Source organism: Pseudomonas sp. 9.1(2019) (assembly GCF_009910445.1).
GTDB lineage: Bacteria > Pseudomonadota > Gammaproteobacteria > Pseudomonadales > Pseudomonadaceae > Aquipseudomonas > Aquipseudomonas paraversuta.
In genome coordinates this window covers 475314-496802 of record NZ_VBWF01000005.1, presented here as the reverse complement: position 1 = coordinate 496802, position 21489 = coordinate 475314, and the positions used below count along the sequence as shown (strand labels likewise).

General features: G+C 58.2%; 21 protein-coding genes. 19 read left to right on the top strand and 2 right to left on the bottom strand.

Features of this window, described 5'->3' with window-relative positions; translation table 11 throughout:
• The first annotated feature begins 122 nt into the window (after nucleotides 1–122).
• Together argF and FEZ21_RS08300 are read left to right on the top strand one after the other, a co-directional pair.
• A complete protein-coding gene (argF, locus tag FEZ21_RS08305; RefSeq protein WP_003443185.1) occupies nucleotides 123–1043 on the top strand; it encodes an ornithine carbamoyltransferase in 921 nt (306 codons plus the stop codon).
• A complete protein-coding gene (locus FEZ21_RS08300) occupies nucleotides 1040–2149 on the top strand; it encodes an ABC transporter ATP-binding protein (RefSeq protein ID WP_003443186.1) in 1110 nt (369 codons plus the stop codon). Before argF ends, FEZ21_RS08300 begins: the two co-directional genes overlap by 4 nt.
• Nucleotides 2150–2261: 112 nt before the next feature.
• On the opposite strand, the gene ybaK is transcribed toward FEZ21_RS08300, so the two are convergent.
• On the bottom strand, nucleotides 2262–2732 hold the full coding sequence (ybaK, locus tag FEZ21_RS08295) for a Cys-tRNA(Pro) deacylase (RefSeq protein ID WP_010655659.1): 471 nt from the start codon (nucleotides 2730–2732) through the stop codon (nucleotides 2262–2264).
• Nucleotides 2733–3113: 381 nt separating this feature from the next.
• On the opposite strand from ybaK, the gene FEZ21_RS08290 reads away from it, so the two are divergent.
• The 14 genes from FEZ21_RS08290 to FEZ21_RS08225 all read left to right on the top strand — a co-directional run bounded on the left by FEZ21_RS08290 (nucleotide 3114) and on the right by FEZ21_RS08225 (nucleotide 17480).
• Nucleotides 3114–3965 carry an MIP/aquaporin family protein gene (locus FEZ21_RS08290; RefSeq protein WP_003443188.1) on the top strand — a complete coding sequence of 284 codons (852 nt, stop codon included), beginning with the start codon at nucleotides 3114–3116 and terminating at the stop codon, nucleotides 3963–3965.
• 88 nt (nucleotides 3966–4053) lie between these two features.
• On the top strand, nucleotides 4054–5559 hold the full coding sequence (gene glpK, locus FEZ21_RS08285) for a glycerol kinase GlpK (protein ID WP_003443190.1): 1506 nt from the start codon (nucleotides 4054–4056) through the stop codon (nucleotides 5557–5559).
• Nucleotides 5560–5695: 136 nt separating this feature from the next.
• Nucleotides 5696–6451 carry a DeoR family transcriptional regulator gene (locus FEZ21_RS08280; protein WP_003443202.1) on the top strand — a complete coding sequence of 252 codons (756 nt, stop codon included), beginning with the start codon at nucleotides 5696–5698 and terminating at the stop codon, nucleotides 6449–6451.
• A 255-nt stretch (nucleotides 6452–6706) separates the two neighbouring features.
• Complete coding sequence (glpD, locus tag FEZ21_RS08275; protein ID WP_003443204.1) at nucleotides 6707–8245, top strand: glycerol-3-phosphate dehydrogenase; 1539 nt, start codon at nucleotides 6707–6709, stop codon at nucleotides 8243–8245.
• Nucleotides 8246–8604: 359 nt separating this feature from the next.
• On the top strand, nucleotides 8605–9525 hold the full coding sequence (locus tag FEZ21_RS08270; RefSeq protein WP_003443212.1) for a glutamate/aspartate ABC transporter substrate-binding protein: 921 nt from the start codon (nucleotides 8605–8607) through the stop codon (nucleotides 9523–9525).
• A gap of 202 nt (nucleotides 9526–9727) precedes the next feature.
• The gene (locus FEZ21_RS08265; RefSeq protein WP_003443214.1) at nucleotides 9728–10474 is read left to right on the top strand and encodes an amino acid ABC transporter permease; all 747 of its coding nucleotides are present in this window, start codon (nucleotides 9728–9730) and stop codon (nucleotides 10472–10474) included.
• A complete protein-coding gene (locus FEZ21_RS08260; RefSeq protein ID WP_003443216.1) occupies nucleotides 10474–11148 on the top strand; it encodes an amino acid ABC transporter permease in 675 nt (224 codons plus the stop codon). The genes FEZ21_RS08265 and FEZ21_RS08260 overlap by 1 nt, the downstream gene beginning before the upstream one ends.
• The gene (locus tag FEZ21_RS08255) at nucleotides 11145–11879 is read left to right on the top strand and encodes an amino acid ABC transporter ATP-binding protein (RefSeq protein ID WP_003443218.1); all 735 of its coding nucleotides are present in this window, start codon (nucleotides 11145–11147) and stop codon (nucleotides 11877–11879) included. Before FEZ21_RS08260 ends, FEZ21_RS08255 begins: the two co-directional genes overlap by 4 nt.
• Before the next feature lie 129 nt (nucleotides 11880–12008).
• The gene (locus FEZ21_RS08250) at nucleotides 12009–13913 is read left to right on the top strand and encodes an ATP-binding protein (protein WP_003443220.1); all 1905 of its coding nucleotides are present in this window, start codon (nucleotides 12009–12011) and stop codon (nucleotides 13911–13913) included.
• Complete coding sequence (locus FEZ21_RS08245) at nucleotides 13910–15235, top strand: sigma-54 dependent transcriptional regulator (protein WP_003443222.1); 1326 nt, start codon at nucleotides 13910–13912, stop codon at nucleotides 15233–15235. The genes FEZ21_RS08250 and FEZ21_RS08245 overlap by 4 nt, the downstream gene beginning before the upstream one ends.
• Before the next feature lie 8 nt (nucleotides 15236–15243).
• Nucleotides 15244–15570 carry a GlpM family protein gene (locus tag FEZ21_RS08240; protein ID WP_177412970.1) on the top strand — a complete coding sequence of 109 codons (327 nt, stop codon included), beginning with the start codon at nucleotides 15244–15246 and terminating at the stop codon, nucleotides 15568–15570.
• A 188-nt stretch (nucleotides 15571–15758) separates the two neighbouring features.
• Nucleotides 15759–16679 carry an arginase gene (locus tag FEZ21_RS08235; protein ID WP_160626853.1) on the top strand — a complete coding sequence of 307 codons (921 nt, stop codon included), beginning with the start codon at nucleotides 15759–15761 and terminating at the stop codon, nucleotides 16677–16679.
• Entirely contained in the window at nucleotides 16676–17050 is a 375-nt protein-coding gene (locus FEZ21_RS08230) for a hypothetical protein (RefSeq protein ID WP_003443228.1), read from the top strand. Before FEZ21_RS08235 ends, FEZ21_RS08230 begins: the two co-directional genes overlap by 4 nt.
• Nucleotides 17051–17060: 10 nt before the next feature.
• On the top strand, nucleotides 17061–17480 hold the full coding sequence (locus FEZ21_RS08225) for an EamA family transporter (protein WP_003443230.1): 420 nt from the start codon (nucleotides 17061–17063) through the stop codon (nucleotides 17478–17480).
• 63 nt (nucleotides 17481–17543) lie between these two features.
• Here the strand turns inward: FEZ21_RS08225 and FEZ21_RS08220 are convergent, their stop codons facing one another.
• Nucleotides 17544–18308, bottom strand: a complete 765-nt coding sequence (locus FEZ21_RS08220) for a MipA/OmpV family protein (protein ID WP_160626851.1) — start codon at nucleotides 18306–18308, stop codon at nucleotides 17544–17546.
• A 226-nt stretch (nucleotides 18309–18534) separates the two neighbouring features.
• On the opposite strand from FEZ21_RS08220, the gene FEZ21_RS08215 reads away from it, so the two are divergent.
• The 3 genes from FEZ21_RS08215 to FEZ21_RS08205 are packed head-to-tail and all read left to right on the top strand — an operon-like array spanning nucleotide 18535 to nucleotide 21480.
• Nucleotides 18535–19230 carry an MtnX-like HAD-IB family phosphatase gene (locus FEZ21_RS08215; protein ID WP_160626849.1) on the top strand — a complete coding sequence of 232 codons (696 nt, stop codon included), beginning with the start codon at nucleotides 18535–18537 and terminating at the stop codon, nucleotides 19228–19230.
• Complete coding sequence (locus FEZ21_RS08210; protein WP_003443236.1) at nucleotides 19223–20617, top strand: aspartate aminotransferase family protein; 1395 nt, start codon at nucleotides 19223–19225, stop codon at nucleotides 20615–20617. The genes FEZ21_RS08215 and FEZ21_RS08210 overlap by 8 nt, the downstream gene beginning before the upstream one ends.
• The gene (locus tag FEZ21_RS08205; RefSeq protein WP_010655653.1) at nucleotides 20614–21480 is read left to right on the top strand and encodes a carboxylesterase; all 867 of its coding nucleotides are present in this window, start codon (nucleotides 20614–20616) and stop codon (nucleotides 21478–21480) included. Before FEZ21_RS08210 ends, FEZ21_RS08205 begins: the two co-directional genes overlap by 4 nt.
• Nucleotides 21481–21489: the final 9 nt, after the last annotated feature.

The following is a 21489-nucleotide window of genomic DNA, read 5'->3' as shown; positions in this document are numbered from 1 at the left end:
TTATAAGATCGCGCCTTCCCCTATTTCCGTCGCCCCGTGCGGCTTTCGCCGCAGGTCTCGCCCGTTTTTCCGAAAAACCCGGCTTTGAGCATCTGCGATCGTTGCAAAAAAGGTAGTTTATGATGAGCGCAAGGCACTTTCTCTCCCTGATGGATTGCACGCCCGAAGAACTACTCAGCGTGATTCGTCGCGGTATCGAGCTCAAGGACCTGCGCGAGCGCGGCGTACTCTTCGAACCCCTGAAGAACCGCGTTCTGGGAATGATTTTCGAAAAATCATCGACCCGTACCCGACTGTCTTTTGAGGCCGGCATGATTCAACTTGGCGGTCAGGCCATCTTCCTGTCCCCACGCGATACCCAGTTGGGTCGTGGCGAGCCGATCGGCGACTGCGCCATTGTCATGTCACGCATGCTTGACGCTGTCATGATCCGCACCTTTGCCCACAGCACCTTGACCGAATTCGCAGCCAATTCCCGGGTACCGGTCATCAACGGCCTCTCGGACGATCTGCACCCCTGCCAACTGCTGGCCGACATGCAGACCTACCTGGAACATCGCGGCTCGATCAAAGGCAAAACCGTGGCCTGGATCGGCGATGGCAACAACATGTGCAACAGCTATATAGAAGCGGCGATCCAGTTCGACTTCCAGCTGCGTGTGGCCTGCCCTGAAGGCTATGAGCCCAACCCCGGGTTCGTGGCCCTGGCCGGGGATCGCGTAACCATCGTCCGCGATCCCCGTGAGGCTGTAGCGGGCGCCCATCTGGTGAGTACTGACGTCTGGACCTCGATGGGTCAGGAAGAAGAAACGGCCAAGCGTTTAAAGCTGTTTGCACCGTATCAGGTCAACCGCGCCCTGCTCGACCTTGCCGCCGAAGATGTGCTGTTCATGCACTGCCTGCCTGCGCACCGGGGTGAAGAAATCAGCCTCGACCTGCTGGACGACCAGCGCTCTGTCGCGTGGGATCAGGCCGAAAACCGCCTGCACGCGCAGAAAGCACTGCTCGAATTTCTCGTTCAACCGGCGTACCAACCCGTATGAGCCAGCCGCTATTGCTCAACCTGCGCGACCTGGCCTGTGGATACCAGGGCCAGAGCGTGGTGCAAAACCTCAACCTGCATCTCAATGCAGGGGACATTGGCTGCCTGCTTGGCTCCTCGGGGTGCGGGAAAACCACTACGTTGCGCGCTATTGCCGGCTTCGAACCCGTACACCAGGGTGAAATCCAGCTGGCCGGCGAAGTCATCTCCAGTGCCGGTTTCACACTGGCACCCGAGAAACGTCGCATCGGCATGGTGTTTCAGGACTACGCTCTTTTTCCGCATCTAAGCGTGGCCGACAACATCGCGTTCGGCATCCGCAAACACCCTGACAAAGAGCGCGTAACCCAAGAGCTGCTCGAACTGGTCAACCTCAAGAACCTTGGCAAACGCTTCCCCCACGAGCTTTCCGGCGGCCAGCAGCAACGGGTCGCTCTGGCCCGTGCTCTGGCCCCCGAGCCACAGCTGTTACTGCTTGACGAGCCCTTCTCCAACCTCGATGGCGAACTGCGGCGCAAGCTCAGCCATGAGGTGCGCGACATCCTGAAAGCCCGTGGCACCAGCGCAATTCTGGTAACCCACGATCAGGAAGAAGCCTTCGCTGTCAGCGACCATGTCGGCGTCTTCAAGGAAGGCCGCCTTGAACAGTGGGATACCCCCTACAACCTTTACCACGAGCCTCTGACGCCGTTTGTTGCGAGTTTTATAGGTCAGGGTTACTTCATTCGCGGGCAGTTGCTGAGCCCGGAGTCGGTACAAACCGAGCTGGGCGTATTACGAGGCAATCGTGCCTACACCTGGCCGACCGGAGGTGCAGTTGATGTGCTACTGCGTCCGGACGATATCGTCTACGCCCCGGACAGTGAGCTGAAGGCGCGAATTATCGGCAAAACCTTTTTGGGCGCATCGACCCTGTACCGCCTGCAACTGCCTACCGGCAGCCAGCTGGAGTCGATTTTCCCGAGCCATGCCGATCACTTGCCGGGAGCAGAAGTCGGCATTCGCGTTGCAGCCGAACATCTGGTGATGTTCCAGACCAGCGGCAGCACGGCTGCGCAAATTCAACACACCGAGTCTGGCGTAAGACGTTTCAGTACAACTGGTTAAGCGGTCGCTGCCAGACCAGATCCCACATTTTTGAACTGCAAAACCCCGCATGAGCGAGCTTTTCAACGCAATAACGAAGAGCTCGCGGGGCAAGCAGGTTCCTGCAACCCCCTCAGATACGCCCCACAGGCGCAAAGATTGCCTGGGTGTGCTCTGCCAGTACCGCAGGCGCCAGTTCCACTTCCAGTCCGCGTCGACCGGCGCTGACAAAAATCGTCGCAAAACCCTGTGCACTTTGATCAATAAAGGTACGCAGGCGTTTCTTCTGCCCCAGCGGACTGATGCCGCCCAATAGATACCCCGTCGCACGCTGTGCTGCCGCAGGGTCCGCCATTTCGACTTTCTTGACCGCAGCCGCCTGGGCCAGCGCTTTTAAATCGAGACTTCCGACGACCGGTACAACGGCCACCAGCAGCTCACCCTTTTCACTGCTGGCCAACAGTGTCTTGAACACCTGCGCCGGCGTGAGACCAAGCTTTTCCGCGGCTTCCAACCCATAGGACGCGGCCTTGGGGTCGTGTTCGTAGCTGTGTACCCGGTGTTCGGCGCGAACTTTTTTCAGCAGGTCCAGTGCAGGCGTCATGACAGCTCCAGTCAGGAATCGGACGAAGTAAACCAAGCCCGAATATTAGGCTATTGCACGGCAAAAAGGCGCTGGAGCAGGCCTTTCAGCGCCCCATCAAGCTGAAACGTTAAACTCGAACCTACCAATTTGTGTTCTTTGCTTACACAAAAATAAGTACCAAACCTGCGGTAAAAAGTCAGAATGTGGCTGAGCGTTCACTTTCGACCTTTGACAGCAGTGTTTCTTGTCTATATTTTTTCGAATATGAATATACCCGAGCATTTCAGCCATTCTGTTACCCAGGCCTGAAAAACCCGGATCGAGACGCTCCGGTTTTAATACAGCCCCATTGGCAACCCGGACTGACAACGTAAAAAAACAACAAAAACGAGGTTTAAAATGACGACTGCTACCCGGCACCCCACACTTTCAGGCCAGTGCATGGCCGAGTTTCTCGGCACCGCGCTGCTAATCTTCTTCGGCACAGGTTGTGTTGCGGCCCTCAAGGTAGGCGGTGCCAGCCTGGGCCTGTGGGAAATCAGCATCATCTGGGGGGTTGGGGTAAGCATGGCGATCTACCTGACTGCGGGCGTCTCCGGTGCGCACCTGAACCCCGCCGTCAGCATCGCACTCTGTCTGTTTACCGATTTCGACAAGCGCAAACTTCCCTTCTACATCATCGCCCAGGTCGCGGGAGCCTTTTGCGCAGCGGCTTTGGTATACACGCTCTACAGCAATTTATTTTTCGATTACGAACAAACCCATCAAATGGTTCGCGGCAGCCAGGCAAGCCTGGAACTGGCCTCGGTGTTCTCGACCTATCCACACCCTGCACTCTCGACCTTGCAAGCTTTCCTCGTCGAAATGGTCATTACCGCAATCCTCATGGGCGTGATCATGGCCCTGACCGATGACAAGAACGGTTTGCCCCGCGGCCCATTGGCGCCGTTGCTGATTGGCTTGTTGATTGCGGTAATCGGCAGCTCGATGGGTCCGCTGACAGGTTTTGCAATGAACCCTGCGCGTGATTTCGGGCCCAAGCTGATGACTTTCTTGGCTGGCTGGGGTGACATTTCGCTTACTGGCGGGCGCGACATTCCTTATTTCCTGATTCCAATCTTTGCCCCGATCGTGGGTGCCTGCCTCGGCGCAGCCATATATCGCGGGATGATTGCCCGCCACTTGCCTGCTGACGAACCCGTGGCAACGGACGCCCAAGCCATCGCAGAGGTAAAAACCCAGGCTTCCTGATATCGACTTATGAAACGGGGCGCACGAGACTACTGCCCATAACTTTCTCGCGCCCTGAACCCATTACTTCATTCTGCAAGGCAATCAAATGACCGACATTCAGAATAAGAACTACATCATTGCGCTGGACCAAGGCACCACCAGTTCGCGAGCGATCATCTTCGATCGTGACGCAAACGTGGTCTGCACCGCGCAACGCGAGTTTCAACAGCACTATCCGCAGCCAGGCTGGGTCGAACATGACCCGATGGAAATTTTTGCCACCCAAAGCGCGGTCATGGTCGAAGCCCTGGCTCAAGCCGGCCTGCATCATGATCAGGTTGCGGCGATCGGCATCACCAACCAGCGGGAAACCACGGTTGTCTGGGACAAAATCAGCGGGCGTCCGATCTACAACGCCATTGTCTGGCAGTGCCGGCGCAGCACCGAGATCTGCGAGCAGCTCAAGCGCGACGGTCACGAGCAATACATCAGCGACACCACCGGTCTGGTGACCGACCCGTACTTCTCCGGCACCAAGCTGAAGTGGATCCTCGACAACGTCGAAGGCAGCCGCGAGCGCGCACGTAATGGCGAACTGCTGTTCGGCACCATCGACAGCTGGCTGATCTGGAAATTTACCGGCGGCAAAACCCACGTCACCGACTACACCAATGCTTCGCGCACCATGCTCTTCAACATCCATACCCTGGACTGGGATGCCAGGATGCTGGAAGTGCTGGATATCCCTCGCGAAATGCTGCCTGAAGTGAAATCGTCTTCAGAGATCTACGGGCGTACCAAAAGCGGCATCGCCATTGGCGGTATTGCCGGAGACCAACAGGCCGCGCTGTTCGGTCAGATGTGCGTTGAGCCGGGCCAGGCCAAAAACACCTACGGCACTGGCTGCTTCCTGTTGATGAACACCGGCTCCAAGGCCGTCAAGTCGACTCACGGCATGCTGACTACCATTGCCTGCGGCCCACGAGGCGAAGTGGCCTACGCACTGGAAGGCGCTGTGTTCAACGGCGGCTCCACAGTGCAGTGGCTGCGTGATGAATTGAAAATCATCAACGACGCCCATGACACCGAATACTTCGCCAACAAGGTCAAAGACAGCAATGGCGTGTACCTGGTACCTGCGTTCACCGGCCTGGGGGCTCCTTACTGGGACCCGTATGCCCGTGGCGCACTGTTCGGTCTGACCCGTGGTGTCCGCGTGGATCACATCATCCGTGCCGCACTGGAGTCGATTGCCTACCAGACACGCGATGTACTGGATGCCATGCAGCAAGACTCGGGCGAACGCCTCAAGGCCTTGCGCGTAGATGGCGGCGCTGTCGCCAACAACTTCCTGATGCAATTTCAGGCAGACATTCTCGGCACCATGGTTGAACGTCCGCAAATGCGTGAAACCACTGCCTTGGGCGCGGCCTACCTGGCCGGTCTGGCCTGCGGCTTCTGGAGCAGCCTGGAAGAGTTGCGCGGCAAGGCGGTGATTGAACGCGAGTTCGAACCTGCACTTGAGGATGCTTGCAAAGAGAAGCTCTACGCGGGCTGGAAAAAGGCCGTGAGCCGTACTCGTGACTGGGAACCCCACGAAGAAAGCAACTAAACACGCCCTGATACGCGAGCAGCGGATACCTTTGGTATTCGCTGCTACGCCTATGGTTCATGGCACCTGCGAGTAGCAGGCGGCGCTTTCCTGCGGCATGATGGGCGAATTTGCTTCGCCGCCCAAAGGAAACTCCATGAATCTGCCTCCACGCCAACAGCAGATCCTCGAACTCGTTCGCGAACGTGGCTATGTCAGCATCGAGGAAATGGCTCAGTTGTTCGTCGTTACACCGCAGACCATCCGTCGCGACATCAATCAGTTGGCAGAAGCCGACCTGTTGCGTCGCTATCACGGTGGCGCCGCCTATGACTCCAGCGTTGAAAACACCGCCTACGCCATGCGCGCCGACCAGATGCGCGATGAAAAACGCCGTATTGGCGAAGCCATCGCCGCCCAGATTCCCGATCACGCCTCGATTTTCATCAATATCGGTACCACTACCGAATCCATTGCCCGGGCGCTGCTCAACCACAATCACCTGAAAATCATCACTAACAACCTGCATGTCGCTTCAATCCTGAGCGCCAAGGATGATTTTGAAGTGCTGATAGCTGGCGGCAACGTGCGCCGCGATGGCGGTATCGTGGGCCAGGCCAGCGTCGACTTTATCAACCAGTTCAAGTTCGACTTTGCACTGGTCGGTATCAGCGGCATCGATTCAGACGGCAGCCTGCTGGATTTCGATTATCAGGAAGTGCGTGTTTCCCAGGCCATCATCGCCAATGCCCGACAGACCATTCTCGCCGCTGACTCCAGTAAATTCGGGCGCAACGCGATGGTCCGCCTCGGGCCTATCAGCCTGATCGATTGTCTGGTCACCGACCAGCCGCCGGTCCCGGAACTTGCGCAACTGCTCGCCCAGTACAAAATCCGCCTGGAAGTGGTTTAACACCACACCGCACAAACTCCTGCAGGAGCGAGTGTGCCTCGCGATGACAGCACGGCCAGGCCCATGCATGCCTCGCGTGAATCGCGAGGCAACTGGCCCACGCGCTAAAATGTTCGAAATTCTTCCTTTCCCCCTCCTTCGATGAGTTTTTTCAATCGAAGCGCGCTGGCTCTGTCGGCCTTTATCCGCTACCATTTTCGAAAATGAACATTAATGTTCGAATTCAAATATGCGTAAAGAACGCGAGGCCTACATATGTCCCTGACCACCTTGCCTGCCACTCCCCTCGCCGAGGTTTACGATGTCGCCGTCATTGGCGGTGGAATCAACGGGGTAGGGATCGCGGCAGACGCTGCCGGTCGAGGCTTGTCTGTGTTCCTTTGCGAAAAAGACGATCTGGCCAGTCACACCTCGTCCGCCAGCAGCAAGCTGATTCATGGTGGCCTGCGCTACCTGGAGCATTACGAGTTCCGCCTGGTGCGCGAAGCCCTGGCCGAGCGCGAAGTGTTGCTGGCAAAAGCCCCGCATATCGTCAAACCCATGCGCTTTGTCTTGCCCCATCGCCCGCACCTGCGCCCGGCATGGATGATCCGTGCCGGCCTGTTCCTGTATGACCACCTGGGCAAGCGTGAAAAGCTCGCCGGTTCTACCAGCCTCAAGTTCGGTACCGACAGCCCGTTAAAAGCAGAAATCACCAAAGGCTTCGAATACTCGGACTGCTGGGTGGATGACGCACGCCTTGTAGTACTCAACGCCATGGCTGCGCGGGAAAAAGGTGCGCATGTACACACCCAGACCCGCTGCGTCGGGGCTCGTCGCAGCAAAGGCTTGTGGGAGCTGAATCTTGAGCGCGCTGACGGCAGCCTGTTTTCGATTCGCGCCAAGGCTTTGGTCAACGCTGCCGGGCCCTGGGTGGCCAAGTTCATCAAAGACGATCTCAAGCTGGACTCGCCATACGGCATTCGCCTGATTCAGGGCAGCCACCTGATCGTTCCGAAGCTGTATGACGCACCCAACGCCTTCATCCTGCAGAACGAAGACCAACGGATAGTGTTCACCATTCCGTACATGGACCAGTTCACCATCATCGGTACTACTGACCGCGAATACACCGGTGACCCGGCCAAAGTCAGCATCACCGAACAGGAAACCGACTATCTGCTGAACGTGGTCAACGCCCACTTCAAACAGCAAGTGAGCCGTGCCGACATTCTGCGCACTTACTCCGGCGTACGCCCGCTGTGCAATGACGAGTCGGACAACCCGTCTGCGGTCACCCGTGACTACACCCTGGCACTGTCCGGCGTGCCGGGCGAAGCACCTTTGCTGTCGGTGTTTGGTGGCAAGCTGACCACTTACCGCAAGCTGGCTGAATCGGCCATGGCCCAACTGACGCCGTACTTTACTCAGATCAAGCCAAGCTGGACCGCCAAGGCCACCCTGCCGGGTGGCGAAAACATGACTACCCCGCAAGCCCTGAGCGCTGCCCTGACCAGCAAATACAACTGGCTGGATGCTGCCATTGCCAAGCGCTGGGCAATCACCTATGGCAGCCGCTCATGGAACCTGCTGGACGGTGCGCAAGGGCTGGACGATATGGGTGAGCATATCGGCAGCGGTCTCTACAGTCGTGAAGTCGACTACCTGTGCACACAGGAATGGGCACTGGATGCACAGGACATCCTGTGGCGCCGGACCAAGCTCGGCTTGTTCACCACGGCCCAAGAGCAGGAACACCTGGCGCAATACATGGCCACACTGGACTTGAAGCATCGCAAGGTAGCAGCCGCTTGATGGCATGACGCGCGGCATGAACGAGCCTGCTCGCGAAGGTACCCTCCCCGGTTTTCTGACAACCGGATTGCCTTCATCGCGAACAGGCTCGCTGCTACAGCCCGGTTTCATTCGGTTTTCCGAACGGCAAGCCCCACATTGATTCGGCTTTCCGGGCATTCCCTATCGACAGCCATTCTTGAAATATTAAAAAATCCTTACAAATCATATAGATGAGCATTATTCACGCGTTTGGCACGACTCATGCTCTACACTCTGAGCCGAATGCTTAAACAGTGCTCAAGCCTGTTGGGCTATTCCTAGTACAAAAAGGGTCCGCAAACGGGCTCAATAAAAAAAACAATGTCGAGGAAACATCGATGCGCATCGTTCCGCAACTTTTGAGCGCAGCTATTGCTGCAGCTCTGATTAGCACTCCAGTTTTTGCAGCCGAATTGACCGGCACACTGAAGAAAATCAAAGAATCCGGCACCATCACCCTCGGGCATCGTGACTCCTCCATCCCGTTCTCTTACATCGCTGATGGCTCCGGCAAGCCGGTTGGCTACTCCCATGATGTGCAACTGGCAATCGTCGAAGGGCTGAAAAAGCAACTCGACATGCCCGACCTCAAGGTCAAGTACAACCTGGTCACTTCCCAGACCCGCATCCCGCTGGTGCAGAACGGCACCGTTGACGTTGAGTGTGGTTCCACCACCAACAACGCGGAACGCGCCCAGCAAGTAGACTTTTCGGTCGGCATCTTCGAAATCGGTACTCGTCTGCTGTCCAAAAAGGACTCGCCTTACAAGGACTTCGCTGACCTGAAAGGCAAAAACGTGGTCACCACCGCGGGCACGACTTCGGAGCGCATCCTCAAGGCGATGAACGCCGACAAGCAGATGGGCATGAACGTGATCTCGGCAAAAGACCACGGCGAAGCCTTCAACATGCTTGAGTCGGGCCGCGCTGTAGCCTTCATGATGGATGACGCACTGCTGGCCGGTGAAATGGCCAAGGCCAAGAAGCCAACAGACTGGGCCGTGACCGGCACGCCACAGTCGTACGAAATTTATGGCTGCATGCTGCGTAAAGGTGATCCTGACTTCAAGAAAGCCGTGGATGACGCCATCATCACTTACTACAAGTCTGGCGACGTCAATAAATCCTACGCCAAATGGTTCCAGTCCCCTATCCCGCCAAAAGGTCTGAACCTCGACTTCCCGATGAGCAAAGAGCTCAAAGAGCTGATCGCCAACCCGAACGACAAGCCGGCACCTGAAGAAAAACCAGCGGCCTGATCCCTGGCTGAGGCGACTTGTGAGCGCGATTGAACGCGCTCACAAGTCTTGTTCACCGGCTGTACTGCTTCTTACTGCATTAGAGAACACTCGAACCCCTGATGATCGAGCGGGCTCGGTGTGCCTGACGGACCCTGTCGGGTGAGAACGGATTCCCTGAAGCAAGTGCTTTTTTATAGACCCATCTGAGGGGAGACCCTGCATGAATTACAACTGGGACTGGAGCGTGTTCTTCAAGTCCACCGGCATAGGCAGCGAGACATATCTCGACTGGTTTATCTCCGGTCTGGGCTGGACCATTGCGATCGCTGTTGTCGCCTGGATTGTTGCACTGATACTGGGTTCGATGCTGGGCGTCATGCGCACCATGCCAAACCGCCTGGTAGCCGGCATCGCCGGGGTGTACGTGGAAATCTTCCGCAACGTACCACTGCTGGTTCAGCTGTTTATCTGGTACTTCCTGGTACCCGACCTGCTGCCGCAGAACCTGCAGGACTGGTACAAGCAAGACCTCAACCCGACCACCTCGGCCTACCTGAGCGTTGTCGTGTGTCTGGGTCTGTTCACCGCCGCCCGTGTCTGCGAACAAGTACGTACCGGTATTCAGGCCCTGCCCCACGGGCAAGAAGCCGCCGCGCGCGCCATGGGCTTCAGCCTGTCGCAGATCTACTGGAACGTGCTGCTGCCACAAGCCTACCGAATCATCATTCCACCGCTCACCTCCGAATTCCTGAACGTGTTCAAGAACTCGTCTGTGGCATCGCTGATCGGTTTGATGGAGTTGCTGGCGCAAACCAAACAGACGGCAGAGTTTTCCGCCAACCTGTTTGAAGCCTTCACCCTGGCCACGCTGATTTACTTCACCCTGAACATGAGCCTGATGTTGCTGATGCGCCTGATCGAGAAGAAAGTCGCGGTGCCCGGCCTGATGTCATTGGGGGGCAAATAATGGACTTCTTCGATTTCAGCGGGATTGTTCCTGCCCTGCCGGGCCTGTGGAACGGCATGCTCATGACCTTGAAACTCATGGTCCTGGGCGTTATCGGCGGTATTGCCCTGGGCACCGTGCTGGCGTTGATGCGTTTGTCGTCCAGCAAGTGGCTGGCCAACCTGGCCGGCGCTTACGTGAACTACTTCCGCTCCATCCCGCTACTGCTGGTCATTACCTGGTTCTACCTGGCGGTCCCGTTCGTACTGCGCTGGATCACCGGCAAAGACACCCCGATCGGTGCATTCGAATCATGCATGGTGGCATTCGTCATGTTCGAAGCCGCCTACTTCTGCGAAATCGTGCGGGCCGGCGTACAGGCCATTCCCAAAGGCCAGATGGGCGCAGCCAAAGCGCTGGGCATGAGTTACGGCCAGGCCATGCGCCTGATCATCCTGCCCCAGGCCTTTCGCAAAATGACCCCGCTGCTGTTGCAACAGAGCATCATTTTGTTCCAGGACACCTCGCTGGTTTACACGGTTGGCCTTGTGGACTTCCTCAATGCCTCGCGCTCCAGTGGCGACATCATCGGCCGCTCCAATGAGTTCCTGATCTTCGCCGGTCTGGTGTATTTCATCATCAGCTTTTCCGCCTCGCTGCTGGTCAAGCGTCTGCAAAAAAGGTTTGCCGTATGATCTCGATCAAGAACATCAACAAGTGGTACGGGGACTTCCAGGTACTGACCGACTGCAGTACTGAAGTCAAAAAAGGCGAAGTGGTTGTAGTCTGCGGCCCGTCCGGCTCCGGTAAATCGACCCTGATCAAGTGTGTCAACGCCCTGGAACCGTTCCAGAAAGGCGACATCGTGGTCGATGGCACTTCGATTGCCGACCCGAAGACCGATCTGCCAAAACTGCGCTCGCGGGTGGGCATGGTGTTCCAGCATTTCGAACTGTTCCCGCACATGACCATCACCGAAAACCTGACGATCGCGCAGATCAAGGTATTGGGGCGCAGCAAGGAAGAAGCCACCAAAAAGGGCCTCGAACTGCTGGAACGCGTTGGCCTCTCGGCACATGCCCACAAGCACCCGGGACAACTCTCCGGCGGCCAGCAACAGCGCGTAGCCATTGCCCGCGCACTGGCCATGGACCCGATCGTCATGCTGTTTGACGAACCGACCTCGGCCCTCGACCCGGAAATGGTTAACGAAGTACTGGACGTGATGGTGCAACTGGCCCACGAAGGCATGACCATGATGTGCGTCACCCATGAAATGGGCTTTGCACGCAAGGTCGCCAACCGGGTGATCTTCATGGACCAGGGCAAAATCGTCGAAGACTGTGAGAAAGAAGAGTTCTTCGGTGATGTAACGGCCCGTTCCGAGCGTGCGCAACACTTCCTCGCCAAAATCCTGCAGCACTAAGCAGCACCATTCCTTGCAGGAGCGGGCTGGTCACGCGATCTTCCAAAAGATCGCGAGGCAAGCTCGCTGCTACAGGAGATTTCTGTTAATCGGCTGCTCTTGCGCAGTGGTTGACCCAAGGCATCTGTGATGAAATGCGACCCCACTATTTATCGCGGTGCCCCGCCTTCACTTGCCGTGAAACCTCGTCTGCTCCGCCATTTGCTGTTACCCCCGCTCATCCTGCTGCTAACCATCGGGCTGGGCTACGCGGGCTATCGCGTCAGCGAACACTTTGGCATCCGCAGCCTCAGCGAGAACGGTGAGCGCCAACTTGAACTCCATGCACGCACTGTCGAGAGTGAGCTCGGCAAATACACCTACCTGCCCAGCCTGCTGGAGCTGGAGTCCAGTGTTTCGCATTTGCTGGCAGATCCGACCGCGCAGAACCGGGTTACCGTCAATCAATACCTCGAAGGTCTGAACCGCCGCAGCCGCAGCCGTGCCATTTATGTACTGGACACCACGGGCCGGGTAATGGCCACCAGTAACTGGCGCGACGCCGACAGCTACCTGGGCGAAGACCTGTCTTTCCGGGCCTACTTTCAAGACGCAGTGCGCGGTCAGCCGGGACGTTTTTACGGCATTGGCAGCACCTCCGGCGAGCCGGGCTACTACCTGGCCCACGGTCTGGAAGAACAAGGCAAAATCATTGGCGTTGCGGTGATCAAAGTCCGCCTCGAAGCCCTTGAGGAGCGCTGGCAACGCGCCCGGCTCGAAGCCTATGTAAGCGATGAAAACGGCATCATCATTCTGTCGAGTGATCCGACCCGCCGCCTGAAATCGGTCCGCCCCCTGACCGCCGACACCAAAGAGCAACTGGCGCGCAGCCTGCAGTATTACTGGTGGCCGCTTAATGAGCTGCAACCTGTGGAACGTGAGCATCTGGCCGAAGGCGTAGAAACCGTCACCTTTGCCGCCAGTAGCGGACTGGCCAAGGATGAAAAGGAAGTCAGCTATCTGGCCCAGACCCGCAAGCTCAACGACACGCCCTGGGAAATAACCCTGCTCACCCCATTACAAGACTTGCGCCGCGAAGCTGCCAATCAGGGCATGCTGGTGGCCGTGGCCTTTGCCCTGCTGGCCTTCTTGCTGATTGCCTGGAATGAGCGGCGCAAAGTGATAGCAACCAGGCTTGCGGCCCGCGAAGCCCTGCAAGAAGCCAATAACCAGCTCGAACGCAAAATCACGGAGCGCACCGCCCACCTGCGTGCCAGCAACGAACGGCTCAAGGGCCAGATTCGCGAGCGCCGTCAGGCCGAAGACACCCTGCGCCGGGCCCAGGACGAACTGGTCCAGGCCGGCAAACTGGCCGCCATCGGTCAAATGTCCACCAGCATTGCCCATGAACTGAATCAGCCATTGGCCGCCTTGCGCACACTGTCGGGCAACACCATAAGGTTTCTCCAGCGCGGCGACCTGAAGGTAGCGGCGGACAATCTCAACACCATCAACAATCTGGTGGACCGCATGGGCCGCATCACTGCCAACCTGCGCTCCTTTGCCCGACGCGGCGATGACCAGGGCCAGGCCAGCCTGGGCAAGGCAGTGGAGGCGACCCTGCAACTGCTCGCGCTTCGCCTGGAAGCAGCCGGAGTTGAACTGCAGCGCGATTTCAGCGATGTCCAGCTCAAGATCGACCAGACCCGGCTGGAACAGATCCTCGTCAACCTGATTGGCAACGCTCTGGACGCCATGCAGGACCAGGCAGCCCCCAAAAAGCTGTGGCTGGAAGGCGAGCCCGGCGACGGCAAGTACCGCCTGCGAGTACGTGACAACGGTCCCGGCATCGACCCTGAAAGCCGAAAACACCTGTTTGAACCCTTCTTCACCACCAAACCCGGCGAGCAGGGTCTGGGCCTGGGCCTGACCCTGTCGGCCAGCCTGGCCGCCGCTGCCGGCGGCAGCCTCAGCGTCGAGTTCCCGGCCACCGGTGGTGCTGCGTTTGTCCTCTTATTACCGCTGTTGCAACCCGCTAAGGCCGAGCCGATATGAATAACGAGCTGACCGTCCTGATTGTCGAAGACGACCCCCATGTCCTGCTCGGATGCCAGCAGGCGCTCGCGCTCGAAGATATTCGCAGCGAAGGCGTGAGCAGTGCTGAACAAGCCCTGGCAATGGTCGGGGACAACTTCCCCGGCATTGTCATCAGTGACATCCGCCTGCCCGGGATCGATGGTCTGGAGCTGCTGAAACGGCTCAAGGCCCGTGATCGCAGCCTGCCGGTGGTACTGATTACCGGGCATGGCGATATTTCCATGGCCGTGGGCGCCATGCGCGATGGCGCCTATGACTTCATGGAGAAACCTTTTTCTCCTGAACGCCTGGTCGATATCGCACGCCGGGCCCTGGAGCAACGCGGCCTGGCCCGGGAAGTGTGGTCACTGCGCCGGCAGCTGGCCGAGCGTGATTCCCTTGAGGGCCGGATCATCGGCCGCTCGCCCGCCATGCAGCAATTGCGCGAATTGATCGCCAATGTCGCCGATACCTCGGCCAACGTGCTGATTGAGGGCGAAACCGGTACCGGCAAGGAGCTGGTCGCCCGCTGCCTGCACGACTTCAGCCGTCGCCAGCCCCGGCAATTCGTCGCGCTCAACTGCGGCGGGCTGCCGGAAAACCTGTTCGAAAGCGAGATATTCGGTCACGAAGCCAATGCCTTTACCGGTGCCGGCAAGCGTCGGATCGGCAAGATCGAACATGCCGACGGCGGCACCCTGTTTCTCGACGAAGTAGAAAGCATGCCGCTCAACCTGCAGATCAAACTGCTGCGGGTGCTGCAGGAGCGCTCACTGGAGCGCCTGGGCTCCAACCAGAGCATCGATGTCGATTGCCGGGTGATTGCCGCCACCAAGTCCGACCTCGATCAGCTGAGCAAAGTCAGCCAGTTTCGCAGCGACCTCTATTACCGGTTGAATGTGGTGACACTCGAGCTGCCGCCTCTGCGCGAGCGCCGCGAAGACATCCTGCAACTGTTCGAGTACTTCCTGCAGCAATCGTCTCTGCGTTTCGACCGCACGGCGCCTGAACTGGATAACCAGACCCTGTCCAACCTGATGAGCCATGACTGGCCGGGCAACGTGCGAGAGCTGCGCAACGTGGCCGAGCGTTTTGCTTTGGGCCTGCCGGCCTTCAAGAAATCGGGCAGCAACGTCGCCCAGGGCCTGGGCTTTTCGGAAGCGGTGGAGGCGTTCGAGCGCAATCTGCTCAGCGATGCACTACAACGCAGTGGCGGCAACCTGACCCAGGCCAGCCAGGAGTTGGGCATGGCCAAAACCACACTCTTCGACAAGGTCAAAAAATACGGGCTGGCTCACTGATGGATTTAATTCTGAAAGCTGCACTGGGCGCCGCCGTGGTAATCATCCTGGCGATGCTGGCAAAAACCAAAAACTACTACATCGCAGGTCTGGTCCCGCTGTTCCCGACTTTTGCCCTGATTGCCCACTACATCGTCGGCAAAGGGCGCTCACTGGACGACCTGAAAACCACCATCGTCTTCGGCATGTGGTCGATCATTCCCTACTTCGTCTACCTCGCAGCACTTTACGTACTGGTGGATCGCATGCGTCTTGAAGCCTCTTTGGCACTGGCCGCCGTGGCCTGGCTGATCGCCGCAACCGTACTGGTCAGTGTCTGGGTGCGCTTGCACTGATCGCCAGGAGCGAGCTTGCTGGCGGTAGCAACGTCGCGCTGCACTTGAAATACCCGGGGGCCTGGATCGCAAGCTGTCTCGTTCCAGCAGAGATCCACACCCGCCGAAATTCTGGCCCGCCCCTTGCATTTACCCCCTGACGCCCGCCTGGTCTGACCCGGCGGTGAACAAACGGGGGTACATAGCACATGAACATTCTCGATCTGGATCACAGCCTGACCCACCAGGCGCCCATTGCGCTGCGGCTGGCCGATGGTCGCGCGATCCGTATGGATTTACTGGCCCTGGGACCGAAATTGCGTTTGTGGTCCACCGAACGCAATTACCAGCGCTTCGCCAAATTACTGCAGGAACGTCCCAGGCGGGCGGCCCACAGGCCTGAAATATTCTTCGTCGGCTCCGGTGATTATCATCACCTGACCCCGGCCCTGCTGGCAGACCTGCGCGAGCCTGTCACCCTGATCCATTTCGACAACCACCCCGACTGGGTGCGCTTTGCTCCCCGCCGGCATTGCGGTTCATGGATCAACCGGGCGCTCAGACTGCACAATATCAAGCGTATCGTCACCCTTGGCCCCTGCAGCGATGACCTGAAAAGCCCGCAGTTCAAAGGCGCCAACCTGGGGGCCCTGCGCAGCGGGGCTCTGCAACTCTTTCCATGGCGCCATGCGCCCACCAAAGTCTGGGGCCGCATCGGCGATGGCGCAGGCCATGAGCAACACGAAAATCTCCTGTACTGGCGCAACCTGGCCGATCAGGACTGGCCCACCTTTATCGACAATCTAATCAAGAACCTGCCCACCACAGGGGTGTGGATCAGCATCGACAAAGACGTGCTGGCCAGCGAAGACGCCGCCACCAACTGGGATCAGGGCGGCATGCGTCTTACCCACCTGCTCCACGCCATACGCGCCCTGGCCACCAGCAAGCGCGTACTGGGGATCGACGTCTGCGGCGACTTCGCCAGGGCCCCACACAGCAACCTGTTCAAACGCTGGGAGGCCAAGTCAGATCAGCCGCCACCAGAACGCTGGAGCGAAAGCGATTTGTTACGCAACTCAACCACCAACAAAGCCCTGATTTCGTTGTTTGAGGAGCTGTTTCCGTGACTTTGACTGTTATTGCGCTAGTGGCGTTTTCCATCGTTCTCGATGTGATCGGCCAACTGTGTTTCAAAATCGGCCTCGACCGGTTACCCGAACTCGAAGGCGGCTTTCGCCTCAACGCGTTCTGGGGCCAGGTGTTCCAGGCTCCCATGCTGTGGGCGGGTATCGCTGCCTACGTGATCGAATTTTTCATCTGGCTTGAAGCCTTGTCCCGGGCGCCGCTGAGTTTGTTGTTTCCGGCCGCAGCGCTGGCCTATTGCGGCGTGGTCTTCGCCGGCAAGGTGTTTCTTGGTGAACACGTCAGCCGTCGCCGCTGGATGGGCACTCTGGTGATTACCCTCGGCGTGTTGCTGGTCAGCATCGCCGGAGCTTAGGAGATTAATCATGCAAAACTCTGAACCGATGAATCCGCCACAAAGTGGATGGCTGCATGGGCGGCTGGGTACGGTTGTACTGTGGGCATTGCTGATCATCCTGGAAAGCGCAGGGCAAATCGCGACCAAAGTCGGCGGCGATCAGTTGGGCAATACGGATTTCACCCTGCAATGGCTGCACGACATGCTGCTCAATCCCGGGGTATGGGCAGCCATTGCCTGCTATATCGGCGCATTTTTCGTGTGGATGCTGATATTGCGCCGCAGCAGCCTGTCGTTGGCGTTTCCGCTGAGTTCGCTGGTATTCGTGGGGGTGCTGCTGGGGTCGTGGCTGGGCCTGGGTGAGCACATCAGCGCGCTGCACTGGGCGGGCGTGGCGGTGATCATTGGCGGAATTGCCTTGCTGGCTGACGGCGAGCCGGAGCACTGACAGATCGACTGATGAGCAACTGCGGGAGCCGGCTTTCCAGCTCCCGCAGAGTCAGCCTGCACTCTAGAATTTATAGCTGATCGCGGTCTGCACTGTGCCCTGATTCACGTCGCCCACATCCTTGACGATGCTGCTGTCTGCCGCTGTACCCACCAGACGAACCCAGCTGGCACTGGCCACCAGTGACCAATGTTGTGTCAGCGCAAACTCGAAGTTCTGGGTCAATGTCACGTTCTGGAAACCACCGCCGGCCTTGTACGCAGAAAAACCCGAAGCTCGGGCTTCACTGGCGCTTACACCAAAGAAAGTCGACATTTGCCGGGCATCGGCAAAGTTCACCGCCAACTGGCTGCTGCCGATAATTCCCAGGCCCAGCGGATAACCCAGCTCACCGCCCACTTGCCCCAATAACCCTCCCTGCCCGCCGGCACCGCCCACCGCCTGGCCCAGTTGCGCATACACGCGCCAGAACTCGGCCGGACTGTATTGCACGAAGCCGCCCAGCTGCGCCATGTCCGAAACATCCCGCAGCCCGCGCAGCGAACCGTTGGCGTTACGCCCCGACAAGTAATTGATAAATGGCCCGGCGCTCCAGCCATCAGCTTTGAAGCTACTCCAGGTCAAGCCATTGTCGGTATCCAGACTGACATCGCCCCAGTCCACATCGAAGTACGGCAGCGGTACTGTCTGATAGCGGCTGCCACTGGGGTCGTAAGGCTGATAGCCAATCCCGCCCCCCACTTCGCCACTGGGGCCGTCGGCAGCACGCGCCACGGCCCCGACACCCAACAATGAGAGCAGCAAAAAAACAGGAGCGCAGGTTTTCATGACAGAGGTTCCATATGAATTCATGCGCGCATAAGTCGCTTTTTTGAGAATTCGACGCAAGCACTGATGTTGTTTGTAGCAAGCTACAAAAATTGTAGCCTGCTCGGGGATTCTCACCGCGGGCAACGGCCAAAGCCCCGGCCCATGGGGCTTTGGCAACTTGGCACAGTCCGTGCTCTGTCCTGTACATGCGCAAAGTGCGCGTCTCCACAACAGGACAATGCAGATGATGCAATGGCATATCGTGTGTGATTTCGACGGAACCATCACCCGCACCGACGTCATCGACAACATTCTTCAACGTTTCGCCGACCCCAGCTGGGAAGCGATCGAAGAACAATGGGTGCGAGGTGAGATTGGTTCGCGTGAATGCCTCAGCCGCCAGCTGTCGCTGGTTAAAGCCTCCCCAGCCGAACTGCTGGCCTATTTCGATACCGTTGAGATTGACCCGGACTTTCCGGATTTCGTTGATCACGTCATCGGCCTCGGTGCTTCTATCGAAGTGGTCAGTGACGGCATCGAACAGGGCATCGCGCGCATCCTGGCCCGCAACTATGTGAGCCTGTTGCCGATCCTCGCCAACCGCCTGCGCCAGGTCGACCACAACCGTTGGCGCATCGACTTCCCCCATGCCAGCGACGCCTGCCATGCGGCTTCAGGCAACTGCAAATGCAAATCCACGCCTGGCGGCAAACGCGTGCTGGTGATTGGCGACGGGCGCTCCGACATGTGTGTGGCCGCAAGCGCCGACTTCGTATTCGCCAAAGACAGTCTGGCTGAACACTGCGAGCGCAACGGCATCCCCTACGCACGCTTCGACACATTCGCTGAACTTGCGGCCCTGCTGGCCAAATTGCCAAGCAACGCCGCCAACGCCCCCCACTATTCTCGTGAACAACAGGAGCTTTTCAATCATGTCTGATATCCGGATCGCCTCACCTGAAGACCAGATTCTTCTGGAAAAAGAAGCCAAGTACTGCTCGTACGGCGACACTGTCCACTACATCGAACCACCGCGCATTTTCAGCCGCTGCGAAGGCTCTTATGTATGGGACACCAGTGACCAGGCTTATCTCGATCTGCAAATGTGGTACTCGGCGGTTAACTTCGGTTACTCCAATCCGCGCTTGAACAACGCCCTGAAACAACAGATCGATACCCTGCCGCAGATTGCCAGCCAATACCTGCACAAAGGCAAGATCGAGTTGTCGGAGCGCATCGCGGTCGACGCCAAAAACAAGTTCGGTCTCGACGGGCGCGTACACTTCAACGTTGGCGGTTCACAGTCCATCGAAGACTCGTTGAAAGTGGTCCGTAACGCCACCAACGGCAAAAGCCTGATGTTTGCCTTCGAAGGCGGTTACCACGGTCGTACGCTAGGTGCTTCGTCGATCACCTCCAGCTACCGCTACCGCCGTCGCTATGGCCACTTCGGTGAGCGCGCCAATTTCATCCCGTTTCCGTATCACTTCCGCGGTCCAAAAGGCATGACCAAAGAAGAATATGGCAGCCACTGCGTACAGCAATTCGCCCGTTTGTTTGAAACTGAATACAACGGTGTATGGGACCCTAAAGTCGGCCAGAGCGAATATGCCGCGTTTTACGTCGAGCCGATCCAGGGCACCGGCGGCTATGTGATTCCCCCCATGAACTTCTACAGCGAACTCAAGCAGGTTCTGGATCAACACGGCATTTTGATGGTGGTCGATGAAATCCAGATGGGCTTCTGGCGCACCGGCAAGCTATGGTCGATCGAGCACTTCGACGTCAAACCCGACGTGATCGTGTTCGGCAAGGCGCTGACCAACGGCCTCAACCCGCTGGGCGGCATCTGGGCCCGTGAAGAGCTGATCAACCCGAAAATCTTCCCGCCAGGCTCGACCCACTCCACCTTCGCCTCCAACCCGCTAGGCACTGCGGTGGGTCTGGAAATGTTCAAAATGACCAGCGAAATCGACTACGGCGCGATGGTCATGGAGAAAGGCAAATACTTCCTGGCAGGCCTGCAGGACCTGCAAAAACGCTACCCGATCATCGGCGATGTCGACGGCCTGGGCCTGGCCCTGCGCTGCGAAATCTGCGGTCCGGACGGCTTTACCCCGGACAAGGCAACCCTGGACTACATGGTTGAAGAAGGCATGAAGGGCGATATCGAAATCGACGGCAAGCGTCTGGGTCTGATTCTGGACGTCGGCGGCTACTACAAAAACGTCATCACCCTGGCTCCATCGCTGGAAATCAGCTACGCCGAAATCGACCTTGGCATCGCCCTGCTCGATCGCCTGTTGCATCGGGCCATGAAGCGGTGAAGCGGTCAGAGATCGACCTGGGCGAAGGCGACGCCGGTTTCGTTCTCGGCACGGGTGAGGTCGGGATCCTGTTGATCCACGGCCTCACCGGCACCCCGACGGAGTTGCGGCGGGTGGCCCAGGGGCTGGCCAAGGACGGAACATGCACAGTGTACGTACCCACCCTGGCCGGCCACTGCGGTGACAACAGCGACCTGCAGGCCACCGGCTGGCAAGACTGGTACGAAGGGGTGCGTAAAACCTTCGTCGATGTCCGCCAGCGCCATGCCCGGGTTTTCGTCGGCGGTCTGTCGATGGGTGCAGTGATGTCGATGTACCTGGCCTCCGAACACCCGGGGCAAGTGGCGGGCCTGTTGATGTACTCCACCACCTTGCGCTACGACGGCTGGAGCATTCATAAACTGGCGTTCCTGACACCCTTGCTGATGGCCATTCCGTTCGGCGTGCACCTGTGCAGTTTCGAGGAGAAACCGCCCTACGGGATCAAGAACGAGCGCCTGCGAGCGATCGTTGAACGACAGATGAAAGCCGGCGAAAGCAGCAATGCCGGGTTACTGACAATGGAAGGCATCACCGTGCGCGAGCTGCACCGGATGAACGCCGTGGTGAAAAAGCGCATGCCGTCGATCACCACCCCGGCACTGGTACTGCACTCCATCGAAGACGACATCACCAGCCGCTGGAACGCCGATTACGTAGAGCGCCATCTGGGCGGCCCGGTGACCAAAGTGCTGCTCGATAACTGTTACCACATGATCACCGTCGACCTGCAATACCGCCGCGTGATTGAACTGAGTGACGCTTTCATCAAGCACCACAGCACCGTTGCCCAGGGCACTGTCGAGTACCTGCAGCAAGCCTGACCAAGGAAG

What these genes read in the sequence shown, in the direction of transcription:
- argF (WP_003443185.1), top strand. Translation starts at nt 123, where the DNA reads ATGAGCGCAAGGCACTTTCTCTCCCTGATGGATTGCACGCCCGAAGAA.
- FEZ21_RS08300 (WP_003443186.1), top strand. Translation starts at nt 1,040, where the DNA reads ATGAGCCAGCCGCTATTGCTCAACCTGCGCGACCTGGCCTGTGGATAC.
- ybaK (WP_010655659.1), bottom strand. Translation starts at nt 2,732, where the DNA reads ATGACGCCTGCACTGGACCTGCTGAAAAAAGTTCGCGCCGAACACCGG.
- FEZ21_RS08290 (WP_003443188.1), top strand. Translation starts at nt 3,114, where the DNA reads ATGACGACTGCTACCCGGCACCCCACACTTTCAGGCCAGTGCATGGCC.
- glpK (WP_003443190.1), top strand. Translation starts at nt 4,054, where the DNA reads ATGACCGACATTCAGAATAAGAACTACATCATTGCGCTGGACCAAGGC.
- FEZ21_RS08280 (WP_003443202.1), top strand. Translation starts at nt 5,696, where the DNA reads ATGAATCTGCCTCCACGCCAACAGCAGATCCTCGAACTCGTTCGCGAA.
- glpD (WP_003443204.1), top strand. Translation starts at nt 6,707, where the DNA reads ATGTCCCTGACCACCTTGCCTGCCACTCCCCTCGCCGAGGTTTACGAT.
- FEZ21_RS08270 (WP_003443212.1), top strand. Translation starts at nt 8,605, where the DNA reads ATGCGCATCGTTCCGCAACTTTTGAGCGCAGCTATTGCTGCAGCTCTG.
- FEZ21_RS08265 (WP_003443214.1), top strand. Translation starts at nt 9,728, where the DNA reads ATGAATTACAACTGGGACTGGAGCGTGTTCTTCAAGTCCACCGGCATA.
- FEZ21_RS08260 (WP_003443216.1), top strand. Translation starts at nt 10,474, where the DNA reads ATGGACTTCTTCGATTTCAGCGGGATTGTTCCTGCCCTGCCGGGCCTG.
- FEZ21_RS08255 (WP_003443218.1), top strand. Translation starts at nt 11,145, where the DNA reads ATGATCTCGATCAAGAACATCAACAAGTGGTACGGGGACTTCCAGGTA.
- FEZ21_RS08250 (WP_003443220.1), top strand. Translation starts at nt 12,009, where the DNA reads ATGAAATGCGACCCCACTATTTATCGCGGTGCCCCGCCTTCACTTGCC.
- FEZ21_RS08245 (WP_003443222.1), top strand. Translation starts at nt 13,910, where the DNA reads ATGAATAACGAGCTGACCGTCCTGATTGTCGAAGACGACCCCCATGTC.
- FEZ21_RS08235 (WP_160626853.1), top strand. Translation starts at nt 15,759, where the DNA reads ATGAACATTCTCGATCTGGATCACAGCCTGACCCACCAGGCGCCCATT.
- FEZ21_RS08225 (WP_003443230.1), top strand. Translation starts at nt 17,061, where the DNA reads ATGCAAAACTCTGAACCGATGAATCCGCCACAAAGTGGATGGCTGCAT.
- FEZ21_RS08220 (WP_160626851.1), bottom strand. Translation starts at nt 18,308, where the DNA reads ATGAAAACCTGCGCTCCTGTTTTTTTGCTGCTCTCATTGTTGGGTGTC.
- FEZ21_RS08215 (WP_160626849.1), top strand. Translation starts at nt 18,535, where the DNA reads ATGATGCAATGGCATATCGTGTGTGATTTCGACGGAACCATCACCCGC.
- FEZ21_RS08210 (WP_003443236.1), top strand. Translation starts at nt 19,223, where the DNA reads ATGTCTGATATCCGGATCGCCTCACCTGAAGACCAGATTCTTCTGGAA.